The organism is Nonomuraea salmonea, assembly GCF_042428605.1.
Taxonomy (GTDB): Bacteria; Actinomycetota; Actinomycetes; order Streptosporangiales; family Streptosporangiaceae; genus Nonomuraea; species Nonomuraea salmonea.
In genome coordinates this window covers 934,096-950,329 of the sequence record NZ_JBHMCF010000003.1, presented here as the reverse complement: position 1 = coordinate 950,329, position 16,234 = coordinate 934,096, and the positions used below count along the sequence as shown (strand labels likewise).

General features: G+C 71.3%; 13 protein-coding genes. 5 read left to right on the top strand and 8 right to left on the bottom strand.

The features are described from left to right. Nucleotides 1–86: 86 nt before the first annotated feature. Genes ACFFR3_RS05450 through ACFFR3_RS05440 form a run of 3 tightly spaced genes read left to right on the top strand, consistent with a single transcriptional unit; the run spans nt 87 to nt 3,518 of the window. Nucleotides 87–1,529, top strand: a complete 1,443-nt coding sequence (locus tag ACFFR3_RS05450; protein ID WP_379482688.1) for a glycosyltransferase family 2 protein — start codon at nt 87–89, stop codon at nt 1,527–1,529. Between the two features lie 48 nt (nt 1,530–1,577). Continuing rightward, entirely contained in the window at nt 1,578–2,459 is an 882-nt protein-coding gene (locus tag ACFFR3_RS05445; RefSeq protein WP_355410939.1) for a CDP-alcohol phosphatidyltransferase family protein, read from the top strand. Nucleotides 2,460–2,480: 21 nt separating this feature from the next. Beyond that, nucleotides 2,481–3,518 carry a sulfotransferase family protein gene (locus ACFFR3_RS05440; protein WP_345395909.1) on the top strand — a complete coding sequence of 346 codons (1,038 nt, stop codon included), beginning with the start codon at nt 2,481–2,483 and terminating at the stop codon, nt 3,516–3,518. 51 nt (nt 3,519–3,569) lie between these two features. Here ACFFR3_RS05440 and ACFFR3_RS05435 read toward each other — a convergent pair whose 3' ends face one another. From ACFFR3_RS05435 to ACFFR3_RS05400, 8 genes are all read right to left on the bottom strand, one after another. After that, a complete protein-coding gene (locus ACFFR3_RS05435) occupies nt 3,570–4,628 on the bottom strand; it encodes a glycosyltransferase (RefSeq protein ID WP_364364743.1) in 1,059 nt (352 codons plus the stop codon). Continuing rightward, the gene (locus ACFFR3_RS05430) at nt 4,625–7,267 is read right to left on the bottom strand and encodes a bifunctional glycosyltransferase/CDP-glycerol:glycerophosphate glycerophosphotransferase (protein ID WP_379482687.1); all 2,643 of its coding nucleotides are present in this window, start codon (nt 7,265–7,267) and stop codon (nt 4,625–4,627) included. Before ACFFR3_RS05430 ends, ACFFR3_RS05435 begins: the two co-directional genes overlap by 4 nt. An 89-nt stretch (nt 7,268–7,356) precedes the next feature. Continuing rightward, nucleotides 7,357–8,055, bottom strand: a complete 699-nt coding sequence (locus ACFFR3_RS05425) for an SRPBCC family protein (RefSeq protein ID WP_379482686.1) — start codon at nt 8,053–8,055, stop codon at nt 7,357–7,359. An 80-nt stretch (nt 8,056–8,135) separates the two neighbouring features. Next, on the bottom strand, nt 8,136–8,990 hold the full coding sequence (locus ACFFR3_RS05420; protein ID WP_345395924.1) for an FAD binding domain-containing protein: 855 nt from the start codon (nt 8,988–8,990) through the stop codon (nt 8,136–8,138). Then, nucleotides 8,987–11,335 carry a xanthine dehydrogenase family protein molybdopterin-binding subunit gene (locus tag ACFFR3_RS05415; protein ID WP_364364752.1) on the bottom strand — a complete coding sequence of 783 codons (2,349 nt, stop codon included), beginning with the start codon at nt 11,333–11,335 and terminating at the stop codon, nt 8,987–8,989. The genes ACFFR3_RS05420 and ACFFR3_RS05415 overlap by 4 nt, the downstream gene beginning before the upstream one ends. After that, nucleotides 11,332–11,823, bottom strand: a complete 492-nt coding sequence (locus tag ACFFR3_RS05410; protein WP_364364755.1) for a (2Fe-2S)-binding protein — start codon at nt 11,821–11,823, stop codon at nt 11,332–11,334. Before ACFFR3_RS05410 ends, ACFFR3_RS05415 begins: the two co-directional genes overlap by 4 nt. Before the next feature lie 71 nt (nt 11,824–11,894). Next, nucleotides 11,895–12,101 carry a hypothetical protein gene (locus ACFFR3_RS05405; RefSeq protein ID WP_345395930.1) on the bottom strand — a complete coding sequence of 69 codons (207 nt, stop codon included), beginning with the start codon at nt 12,099–12,101 and terminating at the stop codon, nt 11,895–11,897. Continuing rightward, a complete protein-coding gene (locus tag ACFFR3_RS05400; RefSeq protein WP_379482685.1) occupies nt 12,091–14,154 on the bottom strand; it encodes a PspC domain-containing protein in 2,064 nt (687 codons plus the stop codon). The genes ACFFR3_RS05405 and ACFFR3_RS05400 overlap by 11 nt, the downstream gene beginning before the upstream one ends. 113 nt (nt 14,155–14,267) lie before the next feature. Here ACFFR3_RS05400 and ACFFR3_RS05395 point away from each other — a divergent pair, with 113 nt between their 5' ends. Together ACFFR3_RS05395 and ACFFR3_RS05390 are read left to right on the top strand one after the other, a co-directional pair. Continuing rightward, nucleotides 14,268–15,476 (top strand): ATP-binding protein, encoded by a 1,209-nt coding sequence (locus ACFFR3_RS05395; RefSeq protein ID WP_345395939.1) that lies wholly within the window; start codon nt 14,268–14,270, stop codon nt 15,474–15,476. After that, nucleotides 15,473–16,105, top strand: coding sequence for a response regulator (locus tag ACFFR3_RS05390; RefSeq protein WP_237106330.1), 633 nt, complete (start codon nt 15,473–15,475; stop codon nt 16,103–16,105). The genes ACFFR3_RS05395 and ACFFR3_RS05390 overlap by 4 nt, the downstream gene beginning before the upstream one ends. Nucleotides 16,106–16,234 lie beyond the last annotated feature (129 nt).

Sequence of the window (16,234 nt, the reverse complement as noted above, 5' to 3'; positions counted from 1 at the left end):
CAGGGACGGCCATCGGGCACGTAGTGAGGTCGGCCGTCACGGCATGCTGCCCTCGAACGCACACCGAGTGCAAGGAGCAATTCGGCATGATCCCCCTGCTCAGCGTGGTCGTCCCCGTTCACGACGTGGAGCCGTACCTGACCGAGTGCCTGAAGTCGCTGGCGGCGCAGACGCTGGAGGACATCGAGGTGATCGTCGTGGACGACGGGTCCACCGACGGCGGCCGGCGGGTCGCCGAGGACTTCGCCGCGCGCGACGGCCGGTTCGTGCTGGTGAGTCAGCGCAACCTGGGTCCCGGACCGGCGCGGAACGTGGGTGTCGGCCGGGCGCGGGGCACGTACCTGGCCTTCGCCGACGGTGACGACGTCGTGCCGCCGGAAGCGTACGAGCGGCTGGTCGGCACGCTCGCCGCGACCGGCTCCGACCTCGCGACCGGCGCCGTGCGGCGGCTGGTGGACGGGGGGCTGGAGGAGTCGACGCTGCACGAGAAGGTGTTCAGGCGCCCGCACCTGTGCACCCACATCACCGACAGGCCGGTGCTGGTCAGGGACCGCACGGTGTGGAACAAGGTGTACCGGCGCGACTTCTGGGAGCGCTGCGGCCTGCGCTTCCCCGCCGGCATCTATGAGGACGTCCCGGTCGCCATGCAGGCCCACGTGCTGGCGACCAGCGTGGACATGGTCGGCGACGTGGTCTACCACTGGCGCAAGCGCGAGGAGGGCGGCACCTCGATCACGCAGCGCCGCTCGGAGCTGCCGAACCTCCAGGAGCGGCTGTCGGCCATCCGCTCGGTGCGCACGTTCTTCGACGACCGCGCGCCTGAGCTGCTCGACGGCTTCGACGCGCTCGTGCTGGAGAAGGACACGATCTTCCTGTTCCAGGCGCTGGAGCGGTGTACGGAGGACCCGGGGCCGCTGCTGGACCTGGGCCGGGCCTGGCTGGCCGAGCTGGGGCCGCACGTGCTGGCCGGCGCGCCTTCGCTGCGCCGCCTGGAGCTGCACCTGCTGCGGCGCGGGCTCATCAGGGAGCTGCGCACCGTACGGGAGTTCCGCCGCGGCCGCGAGGAGGTCGCCCGCGTGGTGCCGCGCGGCTGGCGGACGACCGGCTGGTACGGCGACTACCCCTTCTTCCGCGACCGCCGCCTGCGCATCCCGGACGAGGTGTTCGACGCCCGCGACGAGCTCAAGCTGGTCGCCAGGGTCGAGGAGTGCACCTGGACGGGGACGGACTACCGGCTGCGCGCGTACGTGGGCATCCACCGGGTGGAGCGCAAAGTGCCGAAGGTGAGCCTGTGGCTCAGCGACGGCCGCCGCAGGGTGCCGCTGGAGGTGCGGCGCAAGGGCAGGTACGGCGTCCTCGCGGTCGTGGACCCGGCCCGGCTCGACGGGGATCGCCCCTGGAAACTGGGGGTGCGGGCCGAGCTGCGCGGCCTGGTGTTCAAGGGCTGGTGCCGCGACGGAGAGGCGGGCGGGACGTGGCGGTGGTCCGTGCCGGGATGGTCAAGAACCGTTATGGACATCCCCCAGTAGTTCCAGACAGTAATCGCTCCGGCGCGTCGCGTGGTCATGCTGGGATCCATGAGGACCTATTCGCTGGATGACGTCTACGAGACACGCAAGCGGAGAGACTCCTGGTGGACCGTCTATTTCGTGGATCCGGTCGCCTGCCGGGTCGCCCTTCCCGTCGCCAATCACACCCGGCTCACGCCCAATGCGCTCACCGTGCTCTCGCTGGTCCTCGGCACGGTGTCGGCCGCCTGTTTCGCGGCGAACCACCTCATAGCGGGCGCGGGCTTCTTCTATCTGAGCTTCATGATCGACTGCGTGGACGGCAAAATCGCCCGGCTGAAGGGCACGGGCACGCCGTTCGGGCTCTGGCTCGACTACGTGGGGGATCGGATCAGGGTCGTCCTGTGCGCCGGGGGGCTGGCGTACGGACAGTACGCGCTGACGGGCGACGTGCACTACGTCGTGCTCGGCGCGGCGGTGGCGGTCCTGGACCTGTTCAGGTACGTCAACGCGCCGCAGATGAAGCGCGTACGCGAGGCCATCAGAGAGGAACGGCAGGAGGCGGAGCCGGACCCGCTGGGTCAGGACCCGATCGACGCCGACCCGCTCGGCGCCGACCCCGTGGGCCCGGAGCCGTTCTTCGCCGAGCGGCCGGAGGGCGAGCCGCGGGGGCGCGCTCAGCGGCGGATCTTCGCCCGGTTCTTCCGCAGGCTCAACAGGTTCCTGGCCCGTCATCGTGTGCGCTCGCACCTCGTGAGCGGCATCGAGTTCCATGCGGCGGTGTTCGTGGTCGCGCCCATCGCGGGGGCGTGGGCGCTGATCCCGCTCGCCGCGTCGTCTGGGGCGCTGCTGCTCGCCAACGAGGTCTTCCTTGTGTACCGGATGTGGCTCTTCACGCGCAGGCACGGCGTGGGCTCGCCTCAGGAGAGCCGAGAGCACGTTCTCGTCTAAGTTTTCGGGGGTTAGTACGACATGAACGACCGGCCAGTCTTCGTCATCGGATGCCCGCGGTCCGGCACCACGATGCTCCAGCTCATGCTCCACTCGCACCCGCGCCTCGCGGTGCCACCGGAGACGCGCTTCCTCGTTCCCGCTTATTACCGCCGCCGCAAGTGGGGCGACCTCCGGGTCGCCCAGCGCCGCCGCGCCCTGGCGCAGTGGATCGCGACCGACCGCAGCACCAAGTTCCGCGAGCTGAAGATCGACAAGGACGAGTTCGTCCGGCAGGCCGTCGAGGGCCCCGGCTCGCTGGGCTCGGTGCTCGGCATCGCCTTCAAGATGTACGCCGACCGCTTCGACAAGGCCCGCTGGGGCGACAAGCGGCCGAGCTACGTCAAGCAGGTGGACATGCTGCTGCGGCTCTTCCCCGACGCCCAGTTCATCCACCTCATCAGGGACGGCCGCGACTGCGTGGCCTCGCTGAAGGAGATGCCCTGGTACACCCTGGACTCCTTCCACGCCGTCTCCACCTGGGCAGAGGCCATCGACGCGGGCGGCAGGCTGCGTCGTACGCTGCCCGACGACACCTACTACGAGCTGCGCTACGAGGACCTCACCGACGACCCGATGACCGAGCTGAAGAAGCTCTGCCACTTCCTCGACGAGGACTTCTCGCCGGCGATGATCTCGCCGCGGGAGGCGGCCAGCGTGGCGGTGCCGCAGCACAAGGTCTGGCACAGCAACACCCACCGCGAGGTCACCCGCAGCCGGGTCGGCAGCTGGGCGAACCGGCTGGAGGACTGGGAGGTGGCGCTGTGCGAGCACATGCTCGGCGACCGCCTGGAGTCGATGGGCTACGAGCTGAGCGGGGCGCCCAAGCCGTCCAAGGAGCACATCACCACGGCCCAGAAGACGATGCAGAAGCGCAGGGCCAGCAGGATGCGCAAGCACATGCGCGACCGGTTCAACCGGCTGCGCGAGCCCAGCCCGGTCGCCGCGCTGCTCACCTCGCGCCAGCGGTCGCTGGCCGGCGTGCCGCAACAGCGTAAGGAACTGACCGAGCCGGTCTGAGCGCTCGGGTGAGTGCTCTCGGGTGAGTGCTCTCGGGTCAGCGCTCTCGGGTCAGCGCTCGATGTGGGCGAAGACCCGTTCCCAGCCGTCCAGCACGTGGTCGAGGCGGAACGCCTCGGCCCGTGCGCGGGCGTCGGCGCCCAACCGGCGCCGCTCCTCCTCGTCGGCCACCAGCCGCCCGAGCTGCGCCGCGAACGCCGCCACGTCCCCAGGCGGCACCAGCACAGGGCCGGCCGAGCGCACGCCGCCCGACACGTCGAACGCCACCGCGGGCACCCCGTGCGCCGCCGACTCCAGCAGAACGATCGGCAGCCCTTCATGCTCGCTGGTCAGCCCCAGGATCGAGGCGTCGAGGTACTCGGCGGGCATGCGCTCGGCCGGCACCACCCCTCGGAACACCACGCGGTCCCCGACCCCCTCGCGCTCGGCGTGCGCGCGCAGCCGTTCCAGCTCGCCGCCGTCACCGATGAGGTGCAGCTCCCACGGCGGCGGCGCCTGCGACTTCGCGAACGCGCTGATCAGCCGGTCGAACCGCTTGACCCCCTCCAGCCGGCCCACCCCCAGCACCCTGGGCGTGTCCAGCCGGGACATCTCCTCAGGCCAGCGGGCCAGCGGGTTCGGCAGCGCGCCCGCGTTGGGCAGCAGCGCGTGCTCGGAGAAGCGCCGCGCGTCGTCGTCGCTGAGGAAGAGCGCCTGGTCGAGCGGCGGGTAGTGGCGGCGGATCGAGGCCAGGTGCCAGCAGCCGCGGGCGTGGCCGTACGAGCCGTGATATTGGCCGATCGGCCGGAAACCGGGCGGCAGCAGGCCCGACACGCGGGCCACCACGGACGGCGAGGTCAGCACCGCGTACCCGGGCGGGATCTCGCGCAGCAGCCCCTTCAGCCGCCGGTCGGCCAGCCTGCGGGCGAGCGGCCCGTCGGCCGGCCGCGGGCTGATCAGGTGCCGGTGGTAGCGCGGCTCGTCCACGTAGCGGAACGGGCGTCCTGTGCGGTGCAGGCCGATCACGTGCACCTCGTGGCCGCGCTCGGCGAGACCCTGGGCCAGGGTGTGGGTGACCTGCTGGATCCCGCCGAGCGTGTCGGCGTCCAGGCAGGTGAACACGACGCTCACCGGGCCTCCTCGAAGAAGTCGGCGACGATCCTGGCCGCCGCGTCGCCCCGCTCGTCCGCGCACCACATGCGGCGGAAGGCGGCGTAGCGCTCGGCGTACGACTCGTGCACGGCGGGCAGCCTGCGCAGCACCTCGGCCAGGTCCCCGGTGGTCGTCACGCACGGCCCTGGCGCGATGGACGGCAGGTCGTGGTAGACGCCGCGCTCGGACAGGCGGTAGTCGTCCCAGTCGTCGATGTAGAACACCATCGGCTTGCCGGTCAGCGCGTAGTCGCACATGACGGAGGAGTAGTCCGTCAGCAGCGCGTCGGAGGCCAGCATGAGGTCGTTGATCTCGGGATAGGAGCTCGCGGGGCGGACGAAGTGCCGCAGGTGCTCGGGCGGCTGGTAGCGCTCGACCGGATGCGTACGCAGCAGCACCACCCATTCGTCGGCCAGTTCCTCGGCCAGCAGCTCCAGGTCCACCCGTACCGAGCGGCCGCTGCCCTTGGCCTGGTCGCGGTAGGTGGGGGCGTACAGCAGGACGCGACGGCCCGGCGGCACCTCCAGCCGGCGCAGCACCTCCAAGGCGCCGCCGTCCTGCGTGGAGCCCCTGACGAGGGCGTCGCAGCGGGGCGTGCCGCAGCGGTACACCTTGCCCGCGTAGCCGTTCGACGGCAGGAACACGCGGGAGAACTCCGCGCTCGGCGACACCAGCGCGTCCCACCGCGCCACCGCGGCCCGCCACCTGGCGCGCGGCCCGTCGAAGTCGCCGCGCAGGTCGGGCGCGTCGAAGCCGATCGACTTGATGCCCTGGCCGTGCCAGGTCTGCAGGTAGCGGGTGCCGCGCGGCTTGGGGTAGTCGAGCGGGAAGCCGTGACTGTCCACCCAGATCCCGGCCCGCGCCATCGTGTAGACGTAGCGCCAGCTGCCCCTGCGGACGAGCTTGGCGTCGGCGGGGAAGTTGCCGCGCCCCCTGGCGACCGACCAGACCGCGTCGATGGGCAGCCGCCGCCTGCGCACCTCCTCGTAGATGGCGCGCGGGCTGCCGCTGTAGCCCTTGCCGACGTCCGACTCGAACAGCGCCAGGTTCCTGCGCGGCGGCAGCACCCTGACCAGCAGCCTGTACGCCAGCAACTTGTTGCGCGGCGTGCTGATCCGCTTGAGCACCTGCCGCTTGACCCGCCGCAGCACAGCCCGGGTGACCGAGTCGGGCCGCACGCACAGGTAGGCCGCGTACCCCTCGACGCCGAGCGTGCAGCCCGGCAGCTCGATCGGCTCGGTCCTGGGGTCGGCGATGAGCCGGTCGGTCGTGGTGAGCCCGTCGGACAGCCGGGTGAACCCGATGCGCGGCTCGCACCGGCCGGTGGGCGTGAACTCGACGTGCGTGACGTACGCGCCCTGCGCCGACGGCTGCGGGTCGATCGGCACGCGGACCCGGCCGAGCTGCAGGAACGCCATCCACTCGGGCGGCAGCGCGCCGAACGGGTCGTAGCTGCGCACGGTCATCCGCACCCGCCGCCCGTCGGAGGACAGGTCGGCCACCTCGTGCCGCAGCCGGGAGGCGGTGAAGGGCAGCTCGGCCAGCCGCAGCCGGGTGATGTCCATGCCGGGTGACGGCGTGCTGCCCCAGTAGGTCCTGCCGCCGAGCTGCACCGCCGCCCTGGGCGCGGCGCGCGGGCCGGTGAGCGAGCCGGCCGCCACGCGCAGGTCCTCGACGCGGTCGTCCATGATGAGCTGCGCGCAGACCCGGTCCAGCGGGTCCAGCCGGTCGAACACCTCACCGGAGATCTCCTCCAGGTACGGCCGCACCACCGAGGCGAACTCCTTGACCCACACCAGGTCCCTGGCCGGCAGCGGGTTGAGGTAGACCCGCAGGTCCTGGCGCAGGAACCGGTACTGCCGGTGCGGCACCAGGTCGGCGGCCCCGTGCTCGCGCAGGATGTCGTCGCTCAGCCGGGCCGCGATCACCCGCTGGCGCACGTTCTCCAGGTCCTCGATGCTGAGGGAGATGGAGTCGTTCGCGGTCGAGCGGTGCCAGTGGTAGACGACCCAGGGCACGACGGCGAACCTGCGGGTGACCGCGTAGAGCTCGGTGGCGAAGACGTGGTCCTCGTAGTGGATGTCCTCGGGGAAGCGCAGCATGTTCTCGCGCAGCAGCCGCACGTCGTAGAGCTTGTTGGTGCTGAAGCTGTCGAGGAACAGCTCGGGCTCCTGCCTGATGCCCTCGACCACGCGCCGCCGGGCGAACAACGACGGGTAGTAGGGGCGCAGCCGGCCGTTCGACTCGTACAGCCGGGAGATCTGGCCCGCGACGAACTCGGCCCCCGTCCGCTCGATCTCGGCGAGCAGGCTCTTGCACGCGTGCCGCGGCAGCTCGTCGTCGCTGTCGAGGAACATCACGTACGGGGAGCGCGCGGCGTCGATGCCGTCGTTGCGCGGGGCGCCGCAGCCGCCGCTGTTGGCCTGCCTGCGCAGGTAGCGGACCCGGGGGTCGCTCGCGGCCAGGCGCCTGGCGACCTCGGGGGTGCCGTCGGTGCTCGCGTCGTCGGCGATGATCACTTCGAGGTCGCGCAGCGACTGGCCGAGCACCGAACGTACGGCTCTGGGCAGGCGGGCCGCGTCGTTGTAGGTGATCACGACCACGGTGCAGTCCGGCATCGCGCATCCCCCCGTGAGACATTCCGGCGGGATTGGGCTTCCCCCGCCCAGAGGGAAGTGACCGGACTTGATGGACTATTTGCCCAAAATCAGCGCGCCAGGCGACGAATCACCCAAATGATGACAAGGAGTGCGGCGAGCCCGCCCACGATCGGCGCCACCCGCTTCAGCAGCGGCTGCCCGGCGATCTCCAGCAGGTCGAGCGCCTCCTCGTCGGGCGTCCGCGACGAGCGCAGCGAGCCCACCTGCCGCTCCTGCACGGGCTCGGGCTCCGGCACCGCGCTCAGATGCCGCTCCTCCTCCTGCTGCTCCTGCTCCTGCTCGGCGGGCGTCACCATGGGCTCCGACAGCAGCTCCGCCAGGTTGCCGGCGAACTTCTCGATGAGCTTGCCGCCGACCTCCGCCATCACGCCCCGCCCGAACTGCGCGGGCCGGCCCGTGACGTTGAACGAGGTCTCGACGGTGACCAGCGTGGAGTCGTCGCGCGGCCGCATGCGGGCCTTGACCGTGGCCGAGGCCGTGCCCGAGCCCCTGGCCTCCTTGCCCGACGCTCGGATGGTGAGCGAGTAGGAGTCTTTGTCCACGTCCTCGAACCTGGCGGAACCCCGGTAGGTGACCGTGATGGGCCCGACCTTGACCTTCATCCTGCCGGTGAACTCGTCACCCTCGAAGACGTCCAAGGTCGCCCCCGGCAGGCACGGCGCGACCCGCTCGACGTCGAGCAGCACGGCCCAGGCCTGCTCGATCGGGACGGGAACAGTGAACTCGTGCTCGAACCGCATCGCCATCGATCCGCTCCTTCCGCCGATGCCTGTGACACTACGTCGCGAAGGGGACGCCCCGGAAGAGGGACGCCCCCGTCACGTCGTCAGGGCGCTCCGGCCGCGGCACGGACCGCGCGATAGGTCAGCACCCTGGCCAGATGCCGCCGGTAGTCCGGCTGGGCGTGCAGATCCGACGGGGGCGAGGTGCCGTCCGCCGCCTCGTCGCACGCCTGGCGTACCTGGTCGCCCAGCTCCACGCCGGTCAGGGCGGCCTCCGTCGCGCCGGCCCGCAGCGGGGTCGCGCCCATGTTCGTCAGCCCGATCCTGGCCTCGGCGATCGAGCCGTTCGAGCGCTTGACCGCGGCCGCCACGCCGACGATCGCCCACGCCTGCGCGGTGCGGTGGAACTTCTCGTAGTGGAAGCCCCAGCCCTCGCCCAGCTTCGGGATCTTCACGCCGGCCAGGATCTCGCCCTGCGCCAGCGCCGGCTCCCAGTAGTCCACGAAGAACTCCGACGCCGGGATCTCCCGCTCGCCCTGCGCCGAGACCGCCACGAACACGCCGTCCAGCGCCAGCACCACGGCCGGCAGGTCACCCGCCGGGTCCGCGTGCGCCAGCGAGCCGCCGAACGTGCCCCGGTGCCTGATCGCCGGATCCGCCACGTGCGCCGTCGCCAGCGCCACCAGCGGGCAGCCCGCCGTCACCACCGGGGAGCGCATGACCTCGTCGTGCGTGGTCAGCGCGCCGATGAAGACGTGGTCGCCCCGGTCGTGCACGCCCTTGAGCTCCTCCAGCCGGCCCACGTCCACCAGCGCGGACGGGTACGCCAGCCGTAGCCGCAGCAGCGGCAGCAGCGACTGCCCGCCCGCGAGGACCTTGGCGTCCTCGTCGCCGGCCAGCACCTCGCACGCCTCGGCGACCGAGCCGGGACGCACGTACTCGAACTGCGCGGGGATCATGGCCGCTCTCCTTCCTGCGCCCGCTCCTGGAGGGCCCGCCAGACCCGCTCCGGCGTGCACGGCATGCGCACGTCGTCGATCCCGTACGGCCGCAGCGCGTCCACGACCGCGTTCACCACGGCCGGGGTCGAGGCGATCGTGCCCGCCTCGCCCACGCCCTTCGCGCCCAGCGGGTTGCTGGTCGCCGGCGACTCCGTCCTGTCGAGCGTGACATCCGGCAGGTCGGCCGCCGACGGCAGCAGGTAGTCGGCCATGGTCGTGGTCAGCAGGTTGCCCTCGGCGTCGTACACGGCCTCCTCGAACAGCGCCTGGGCGATGCCCTGCGCGATGCCGCCGTGCAGCTGGCCCTCCACGATCAGCGGGTTGATCACCTTGCCGATGTCGTCCACCGCCACGTACGAGCGGATCTTCGTCCGGCCCGTCTCGGTGTCCACCTCCACCGCGCACAGGTGGGTGCCGTGCGGGAAGGAGTAGGTCTCCGGGTCGAACGTGGCCACGGAGTCCAGCCGCGCCTCCACCCCGTCGGGCAGGTTGTGCGCGGTGAACGCGGCGAAGGCCAGCTCCTGGATCGTCCTGCCCGAGTCGGTGCCGCGCACCTTGAACGTCCCCGCCTCGAACTCCAGGTCGTCGGGCGAGCACTCCAGCAGGTGCGCCGCCAGCACGCGCGCCTTGTCCTTGACCTTCTCGCACGCCTTCAGCACCGCGATCCCGCCGACGACCAGCGAGCGCGAGCCGTAGGTGTCCATGCCCTTGTGCGCGATCGCCGTGTCGCCGTGCAGCACCGTGATGTCCTCGAACGGCACGCCCAGCGCGTCGGCCACGATCTGGCTCCACGACGTCACGTGGCCCTGCCCGTGCGGCGTGCTGCCGGTGACGACCTCGACCTTGCCCGTGGGCAGCATGCGCACCTCGCCGTGCTCCCAGCCGCCCGCCCCGAAGCGGCCCTCGCCGAGCAGCCGCGACGGCGCCAGCCCGCACATCTCCGTGTACGTGCTCACCCCGATCCCGAGCTGCACCGGGTCGCCCCTGTCACGCCGGTCGGCCTGTTCGGCGCGCAGCTTGTCGTAGCCGAACAACGACAGCGCCCGCTCGGTCGCCGCCTCGTAGTTGCCCGAGTCGTACGTCAGCCCCGAGATCGTGGTGTACGGGAACTCCTCGTGCCTGATCCAGTTGCGCCTGCGCACCTCCAGCGGGTCCATGTTCAGCTCGGCGGCCAGCTCGTCCATCATCCGCTCGATGCCGAACGTGGCCTCGGGCCGGCCCGCGCCCCGGTAGGCGTCCGTGGGCATCTTCGTGGTGAACACGCCCGTGCAGCCGAACTCGTACGCGTCCATCTTGTAGATCGCGTTGAACATCGACGCGCCGAGCAGCGGGATGCCCGGCGTCAGCAGCAGCAGGTACGCGCCCATGTCGGCGATCAGCTCCACCCGCAGGCCGCGGATGCGCCCGTCGGCGTCGGCCGCGAGGCGCAGGTGCTGGATCTGGTCGCGGCCGTGATGCACGGTCAGGTTGCCCTCGGAACGCGACTCCGTCCACTTGACCGGCCGGCCGATCCGCCGCGCCAGCAGCAGGCAGAGCACCTCTTCCGCGGTGACCTGCAGCTTCGAGCCGAACCCGCCGCCCACGTCGGGCGCGACCACCCGGATCTTGTGCTCGGGGATGCCGGTCGTCACCGCGAGCATGACCCGCAGCACGTGCGGGATCTGCGAGGACGTCCACAGCGTGTAGGACTCGCCGTCGGTGTCGGCCAGCACCGCCCGCGGCTCCATCGCGCTCGGGATGAGCCGCTGCTGGGTGAACGTCCGCTCGACCACGACCGGCGCGTCCCTGAACGCCGCCTCGATGTCACCCGAGGTGATCTGCATGCTGTACGCCTTGTTGCCCGCCTCGTGCACCTTCGGGCTGTCCGGCGCCAGCGCCTCGTTCATGTCGAGCACCGCGGGCAGCGGCTCGTAGTCGACCTCGATCGCGTCCAGCGCGTCCGCCGCCCGGTACCGGTCGGTCGCGATCACGCAGGCCACGGCCTCGCCGACGTACCTGACCTCCGTCACCGCCATCGGCGGATGGTCGGGGATGACGACGTCCTCGGTCACCGGCCACGCGCACGGCAGGCTGCCCTGCTCCGCCGCCAGATCCTGGCCGCTGAAGGCCGCCACCACCCCCGGCAGGTCGCGGGCCCCTGAGACGTCGACCCGCGTGATACGCGCGTGCGCCATCGGGCTGCGCAGGAACATCACGTGCAGCATCCCGGGCCTGGAGAGGTTGTCCGTCCACTGCGTGCGCCCCGTCAGCAGCCTGGTGTCCTCCTTCCGCCTGCGCGGCCGGCCGACCTCCTGGACGGTCATGACGTGCTCACCGCCTGCCCCATCTCCTGGGCGCCCCTGCGGACGGCCCGCACGATGTTGCAGTATCCGGTGCAGCGGCAGAGGTTGCCCTCCAGCCCCTGCCTGATCGTCTCCTCCGACGGCTCAGGGTCGTCCCTGAGCAGGTCGATCGCGGCCATGACCATGCCGGGCGTGCAGTAGCCGCACTGCAGGGCGTGCTCTTCGTGGAAGGCCCGCTGCATCGGATGCATCGAGCCGTTCGCGCCGCTCGTGCCGAGACCCTCGATCGTGACGACGTCGCAGCCGTCGGCCTGCACGGCCAGCACCGAACAGCTCTTGACGCTCTTGCCGTCGAGCATGACCGTGCACGCGCCGCAGTTGCTCGTGTCGCAACCTATGGGGGTGCCGGTCTTGCCCAGCCGCTCTCGTAGCAGGTGAACGAGGAGAAGCCGCGGCTCGACGTCCTCCTCGTACTTGACCCCGTCGACAGTGACGGTGATTCGGGGCATACGTCCTCCCTCAGGAGCAGGGGGAAAAGCGGACACTCCGAACCTACGCCGGTGTTTTTCCCGGTCAAGGGTTACTTACCGCGGAACACCCTGGCGATGATCGCCACCAGCCCCGCGAAGGCCAGCCCCAGCACCAGCACGCCTATCAGGACCAGCGGATCCGTGATCGCGCGGGTCACCGTCAAGATTCCCAGAACGATGAACAGGACACCGCTCAGCAGGGCCATCCAGTCGGTCCTGTGCAGCCGGCGCGGCCGCTCCTCGAGATCACGCCGCATGACGCACCGTCATGTCGCCCAGGCCGCCCTTGAGGTTGAGCACGATCGTCGACAGCTTGCCCTCCGGCTTGACCTCGGGCTCCAGCACGCGGTTGATCCGCAGGTCCACGCCGCCGCGCAGGGACTGGCCGATCATGATGTCGCCCACCTTGTTCGTCGCGTGCACCTCGACCCTGACCGTCGGTGGCACGATCACCTCCAGCTCGCCCGCCTGCACCGCCGCGTTGAACGTCACCTTCGTCCCCGGTGGCAGCACCAGCTCCGACAGGTCCAGCCGGCCGTCGCCCAGGCCCACGTCGTACAGTCTGCCCGCCTCCGCCACGCTCGTCGGCGCCCAATCCGACGGGCCGATGCTCTTCGGCACGCCGCCCAGCATCAACCCCACCCCTATGATCAGCGCGACCGTCGTGCCCCCCGCGACCAGGCCGGCGCCCCGGCCCCACCAGGCGGCCACGAGCAGGCCCGCGCCGAGCGTGATGAGCATGGCGCCGCCGACGATGGTGGGGCTCACTCCGGCGGCCGACCTGGCTTGGACGGCCACGACGATCCCTCCAATGATGATGGCCAGCAGGACAGTGATCGCGCCGATGTACGACTTCGGCTGCGGCCGGCGCTGCGGCCGCCGCGGATGCGTCGGCATCGGGGGGCGGCCGTAGAACGCCGGGTCGTACGGGGAGTAGCCGGCCCGCCTGGCCGGATCCAGCGGCCGGTACGGGCCGTGCGGCGCGAACGGCTCCCCTTGGCTGTGGTCGATCGAGGTCGGCGGGTCAGGACGGTAGTCGCGAGGCCGCTTCGGGACGGGATGCTCGGCCGTCACCGCCTCCGGCGAGACGGGCCCTTCGAACTGCTCGCGCCACCGCAGCCGCTCCTCCCAATCCCTGGCCCCCGCCGCTCCCGCGCCGGACGTGCCTGCGCCGGCCGCTCCTGCGCCGGCCGCTCCCGCGCCGGACGTTTCCGCGTCGGGGACCCCCGCGCTCGCCCCCGGAGCGTCGGCGGTCGCGCCCGGCGCGCTCGCGTGCGAGGCCGGGTGCTGGGTGGTGGCTGGTTCGCCCGAAGGCGGAAGAGGCGCGCTCGACTGCCCCTGGCGGTGGCGCCTGGCTTGGTAGGCGGCATCGCGCACGCCTGCCGCCGCCTGACGCAACCCCTCGATGTTCCAGGCCGGCTTGTCGCCGACCCGCCGGGTCGCCTCGTCGCCGCCCTCCGCGACCGCCTCCTCGACGGGCACCCCCTCCTGCCGCAGAGCCGCCTCGCGCTCCTGCGGCGCGCCCGTCCCGCCGGGCGCTTCCGCCTCATCGGGCGCTGCCTCATCGGGCGCTCCCGCACCTTGAGACGCCGTAGCCCCCTGGGCTGCTGCGGTATCCGACGTTCCCGTCCCCTGAGACGCTGCGGCCACATCGGGCGCTGCCGCCTCATGGGGCAGCTCGTCCCTGAGTGCCCCGAGCGCGCCCGTCTCGGGCGACGCGTTCTCCGGCAGGGGGCCGACGGGGGTGTCGGTGGGGGCCGAGGGCGGGGAGGGGCGGCGGACCGCGGTGGTCGGGGGTGCGGCGTCCGTGGCGGGACCGGCCGGGGCCGAGTCGAAGGCCGCCCAGTCGGGTGAGCGGCGGCGGCTCAGACGGTCGGGCATCGAGCGGGCCAGACCCACCAGATCGACCCCGTTCGTGTGGGCCGCCAGCAGGGACACCGCCAGGAACACGCCGACCACGAGCGAGCCGGTGTCCAGCCACACGGTGGCCACGTTGATCGCCAGGCCGAACGCCAGCACCGCCGTCAGCAGCGCCAGCACGGTCTCGGCGTCGAAGTCGCGCCGCGTCCACTGCTCGATGATGCCGGGCCGCCCGTTCGGCTCCTTCATCAGCAGGAACGCCGCGAGATAGAGGAAGAGCCCGATGCCGGACCCGAGCAGCAGCACCGCGAAGGCGACGCGGAACACCACCGGGTCGACGCCGGTGTGCCGCCCGAGCCCCGCGCACACTCCCATGAGGAAGCGTCCCTCGCCGCTGCGTCGCAGCTGGGAGGGGGGAGCAGCCGGTTGCCTTGGCGGTGCCTCTGTCATGCGTACCATCGTGACCCACGCGCGCTACGCCCGCATCCGGGAGACCCCTGACAGGACCCGGGGGTTGTTCCCTGATGCCCATGTGGCCCGGGACGTGTGACCATGGCCATGTTATGGCTGACCAGAAGACACTCGCCGAGCAGAGCGGCGACAAGCCCTTTCGCCGGATGCAGCGCCCCATGGAGGGACGCCTGCTCGGTGGTGTCGCCCAGGGGCTGGCGACCCAGCTGAAGCTCGACCCGGTCGTGATCAGGCTGATGTTCGTGCTGCTCACCGCCGTGGGCTGGGCGGGCGCGCCGGCGTACGCGGTGCTGTGGATGGTGACGCCGCGCGAGCCGCACGAGGGGCAGGTGCCGCCACGCGACTGGAGCCAGCTGGCCGCGTTCACCGCGATCGGGGTGGCGGTGCTGGCGTTCGGCTTGCTGACGGGGGCCTCGCAGGGCGGCATCGGCCTGCTGCCGTTCGCGGTGGGCGGGATCGGCGCGCTGATCCTGTGGCAGCAGGCCGACCCGGAGCGGCGCCGGAGCTGGATGAGCGGCGCGGCGCTGAGCATCAGGAAGAACCGCGTCCGTACGCTGCTCGGCATCGCGCTGGTGGTGACCGGCGCGGTCGGCTTCCTGTACTCGCAGGGCGAGCTGGCCCAGGCCAGGCCGGGCCTGATGTTCACCATCGTGGTCGTGGGCGGCCTGGCGGTGATCGCCGCCCCCTGGCTGGCGGGCCTGTGGAAGGAGCTCCAGCTGGAGCGCCGCGAGCGCATCAGGCAGGAGGAGCGCGCCGAGGTGGCGGCCATGGTGCACGACTCGGTGCTGCACACGCTGACGCTCATCCAGCGGGTGGCGCACGACCCGCGCGAGGTGTCGCGGCTGGCCCGCTCGCAGGAGCGCGAGCTGCGCAACTGGCTCTACCAGCCGGCGCAGGACGCCGACGCGACGGTGGCGGCGGCCGTGCGCAGGATCGCCGCCGAGGAGGAGGACGCGCACGGCGTGCCCATCGAGGTGGTCTGTGTGAGCGACATCGACCTCGACGCGGCGGGCAAGCTCGCGGCCATGCTCAAGGCGTCCCGCCAGGCGATGGTCAACGCGGCGAAATACTCTGAGAGTCCGTCCATTTCGGTGTACGCGGAGGTCGAGGGTGAAGAAGTCACGATTTTCGTGAAGGATCGGGGCAAGGGGTTCGACCTCGACGCGATCCCGCTCGACCGGATGGGCATCAGGGAGTCCATCATCGGCAGAATGGAGCGGCACGGCGGCACGGCCCGCGTACGCACCGCGCCGGGTGAGGGCACGGAAGTGATGTTGACGATGAAGGTGGAGAAGGCATGACGCGCGTACTGATCGTCGATGACCATCGGTTGTTCCGATCGGGCGTGCGCGCCGAGCTGGGCGACTCGATCGAGGTGGTCGGCGAGGCCGAGGACGTCGAGACGGCGGTCAAGGCGATCGCCGCGCATCAGCCCGACGTGGTCCTGCTCGACGTTCACATGCCGGGCGGCGGCGGCCAGGAGGTGCTGCGGCGGGTGCTGGGCTCGGGGTCGCAGGTGCGGTTCCTGGCGCTGTCGGTGTCCGACGCGGCCGAGGACGTCATCGGGGTGATCAGGGGCGGGGCTCGCGGCTACGTCACCAAGAACATCAGCGGCAAGGAGCTGACCGACGCCATCAACCGGGTGGCCGAGGGCGACGCGGTGTTCTCGCCGCGGCTCGCCGGGTTCGTGCTGGACGCGTTCGCCTCCTCCGAGGCGCCGTCCATCGACCCCGAGCTCGACTCGCTCACGCAGCGCGAGCGCGAGGTGCTGCGGCTGATCGCGCGCGGTTACGCGTACAAGGAGATCGCGAAGGAGCTGTTCATCTCGGTCAAGACCGTCGAGACGCACGTGTCGTCGGTGCTGCGCAAGCTCCAGTTGTCGAACCGGCACGAGCTGTCGCGCTGGGCGACCGCCCGCAGGCTGGTCTGAGCCCTTCCTTCTGAACGCCGCTTCTGACCAGCGGTTTGTTCAAATTTGGATCGTTACAGGATAGTAATCACCATTTCGCACACGAATCGACCGTCCCGGTTGTCTCACAAGGAGGTAGTCGAAAGCACT

Excerpts from the sequence above, each read along its gene's own strand:
- ACFFR3_RS05450 (WP_379482688.1), top strand. The coding sequence starts at position 87 with ATGATCCCCCTGCTCAGCGTGGTCGTCCCCGTTCACGACGTGGAGCCG.
- ACFFR3_RS05440 (WP_345395909.1), top strand. The coding sequence starts at position 2,481 with ATGAACGACCGGCCAGTCTTCGTCATCGGATGCCCGCGGTCCGGCACC.
- ACFFR3_RS05410 (WP_364364755.1), bottom strand. The coding sequence starts at position 11,823 with ATGCCCCGAATCACCGTCACTGTCGACGGGGTCAAGTACGAGGAGGAC.
- ACFFR3_RS05415 (WP_364364752.1), bottom strand. The coding sequence starts at position 11,335 with ATGACCGTCCAGGAGGTCGGCCGGCCGCGCAGGCGGAAGGAGGACACC.
- ACFFR3_RS05405 (WP_345395930.1), bottom strand. The coding sequence starts at position 12,101 with ATGCGGCGTGATCTCGAGGAGCGGCCGCGCCGGCTGCACAGGACCGAC.
- ACFFR3_RS05430 (WP_379482687.1), bottom strand. The coding sequence starts at position 7,267 with ATGCCGGACTGCACCGTGGTCGTGATCACCTACAACGACGCGGCCCGC.
- ACFFR3_RS05395 (WP_345395939.1), top strand. The coding sequence starts at position 14,268 with ATGGCTGACCAGAAGACACTCGCCGAGCAGAGCGGCGACAAGCCCTTT.
- ACFFR3_RS05390 (WP_237106330.1), top strand. The coding sequence starts at position 15,473 with ATGACGCGCGTACTGATCGTCGATGACCATCGGTTGTTCCGATCGGGC.
- ACFFR3_RS05420 (WP_345395924.1), bottom strand. The coding sequence starts at position 8,990 with ATGATCCCCGCGCAGTTCGAGTACGTGCGTCCCGGCTCGGTCGCCGAG.
- ACFFR3_RS05445 (WP_355410939.1), top strand. The coding sequence starts at position 1,578 with ATGAGGACCTATTCGCTGGATGACGTCTACGAGACACGCAAGCGGAGA.
- ACFFR3_RS05425 (WP_379482686.1), bottom strand. The coding sequence starts at position 8,055 with ATGGCGATGCGGTTCGAGCACGAGTTCACTGTTCCCGTCCCGATCGAG.
- ACFFR3_RS05400 (WP_379482685.1), bottom strand. The coding sequence starts at position 14,154 with ATGACAGAGGCACCGCCAAGGCAACCGGCTGCTCCCCCCTCCCAGCTG.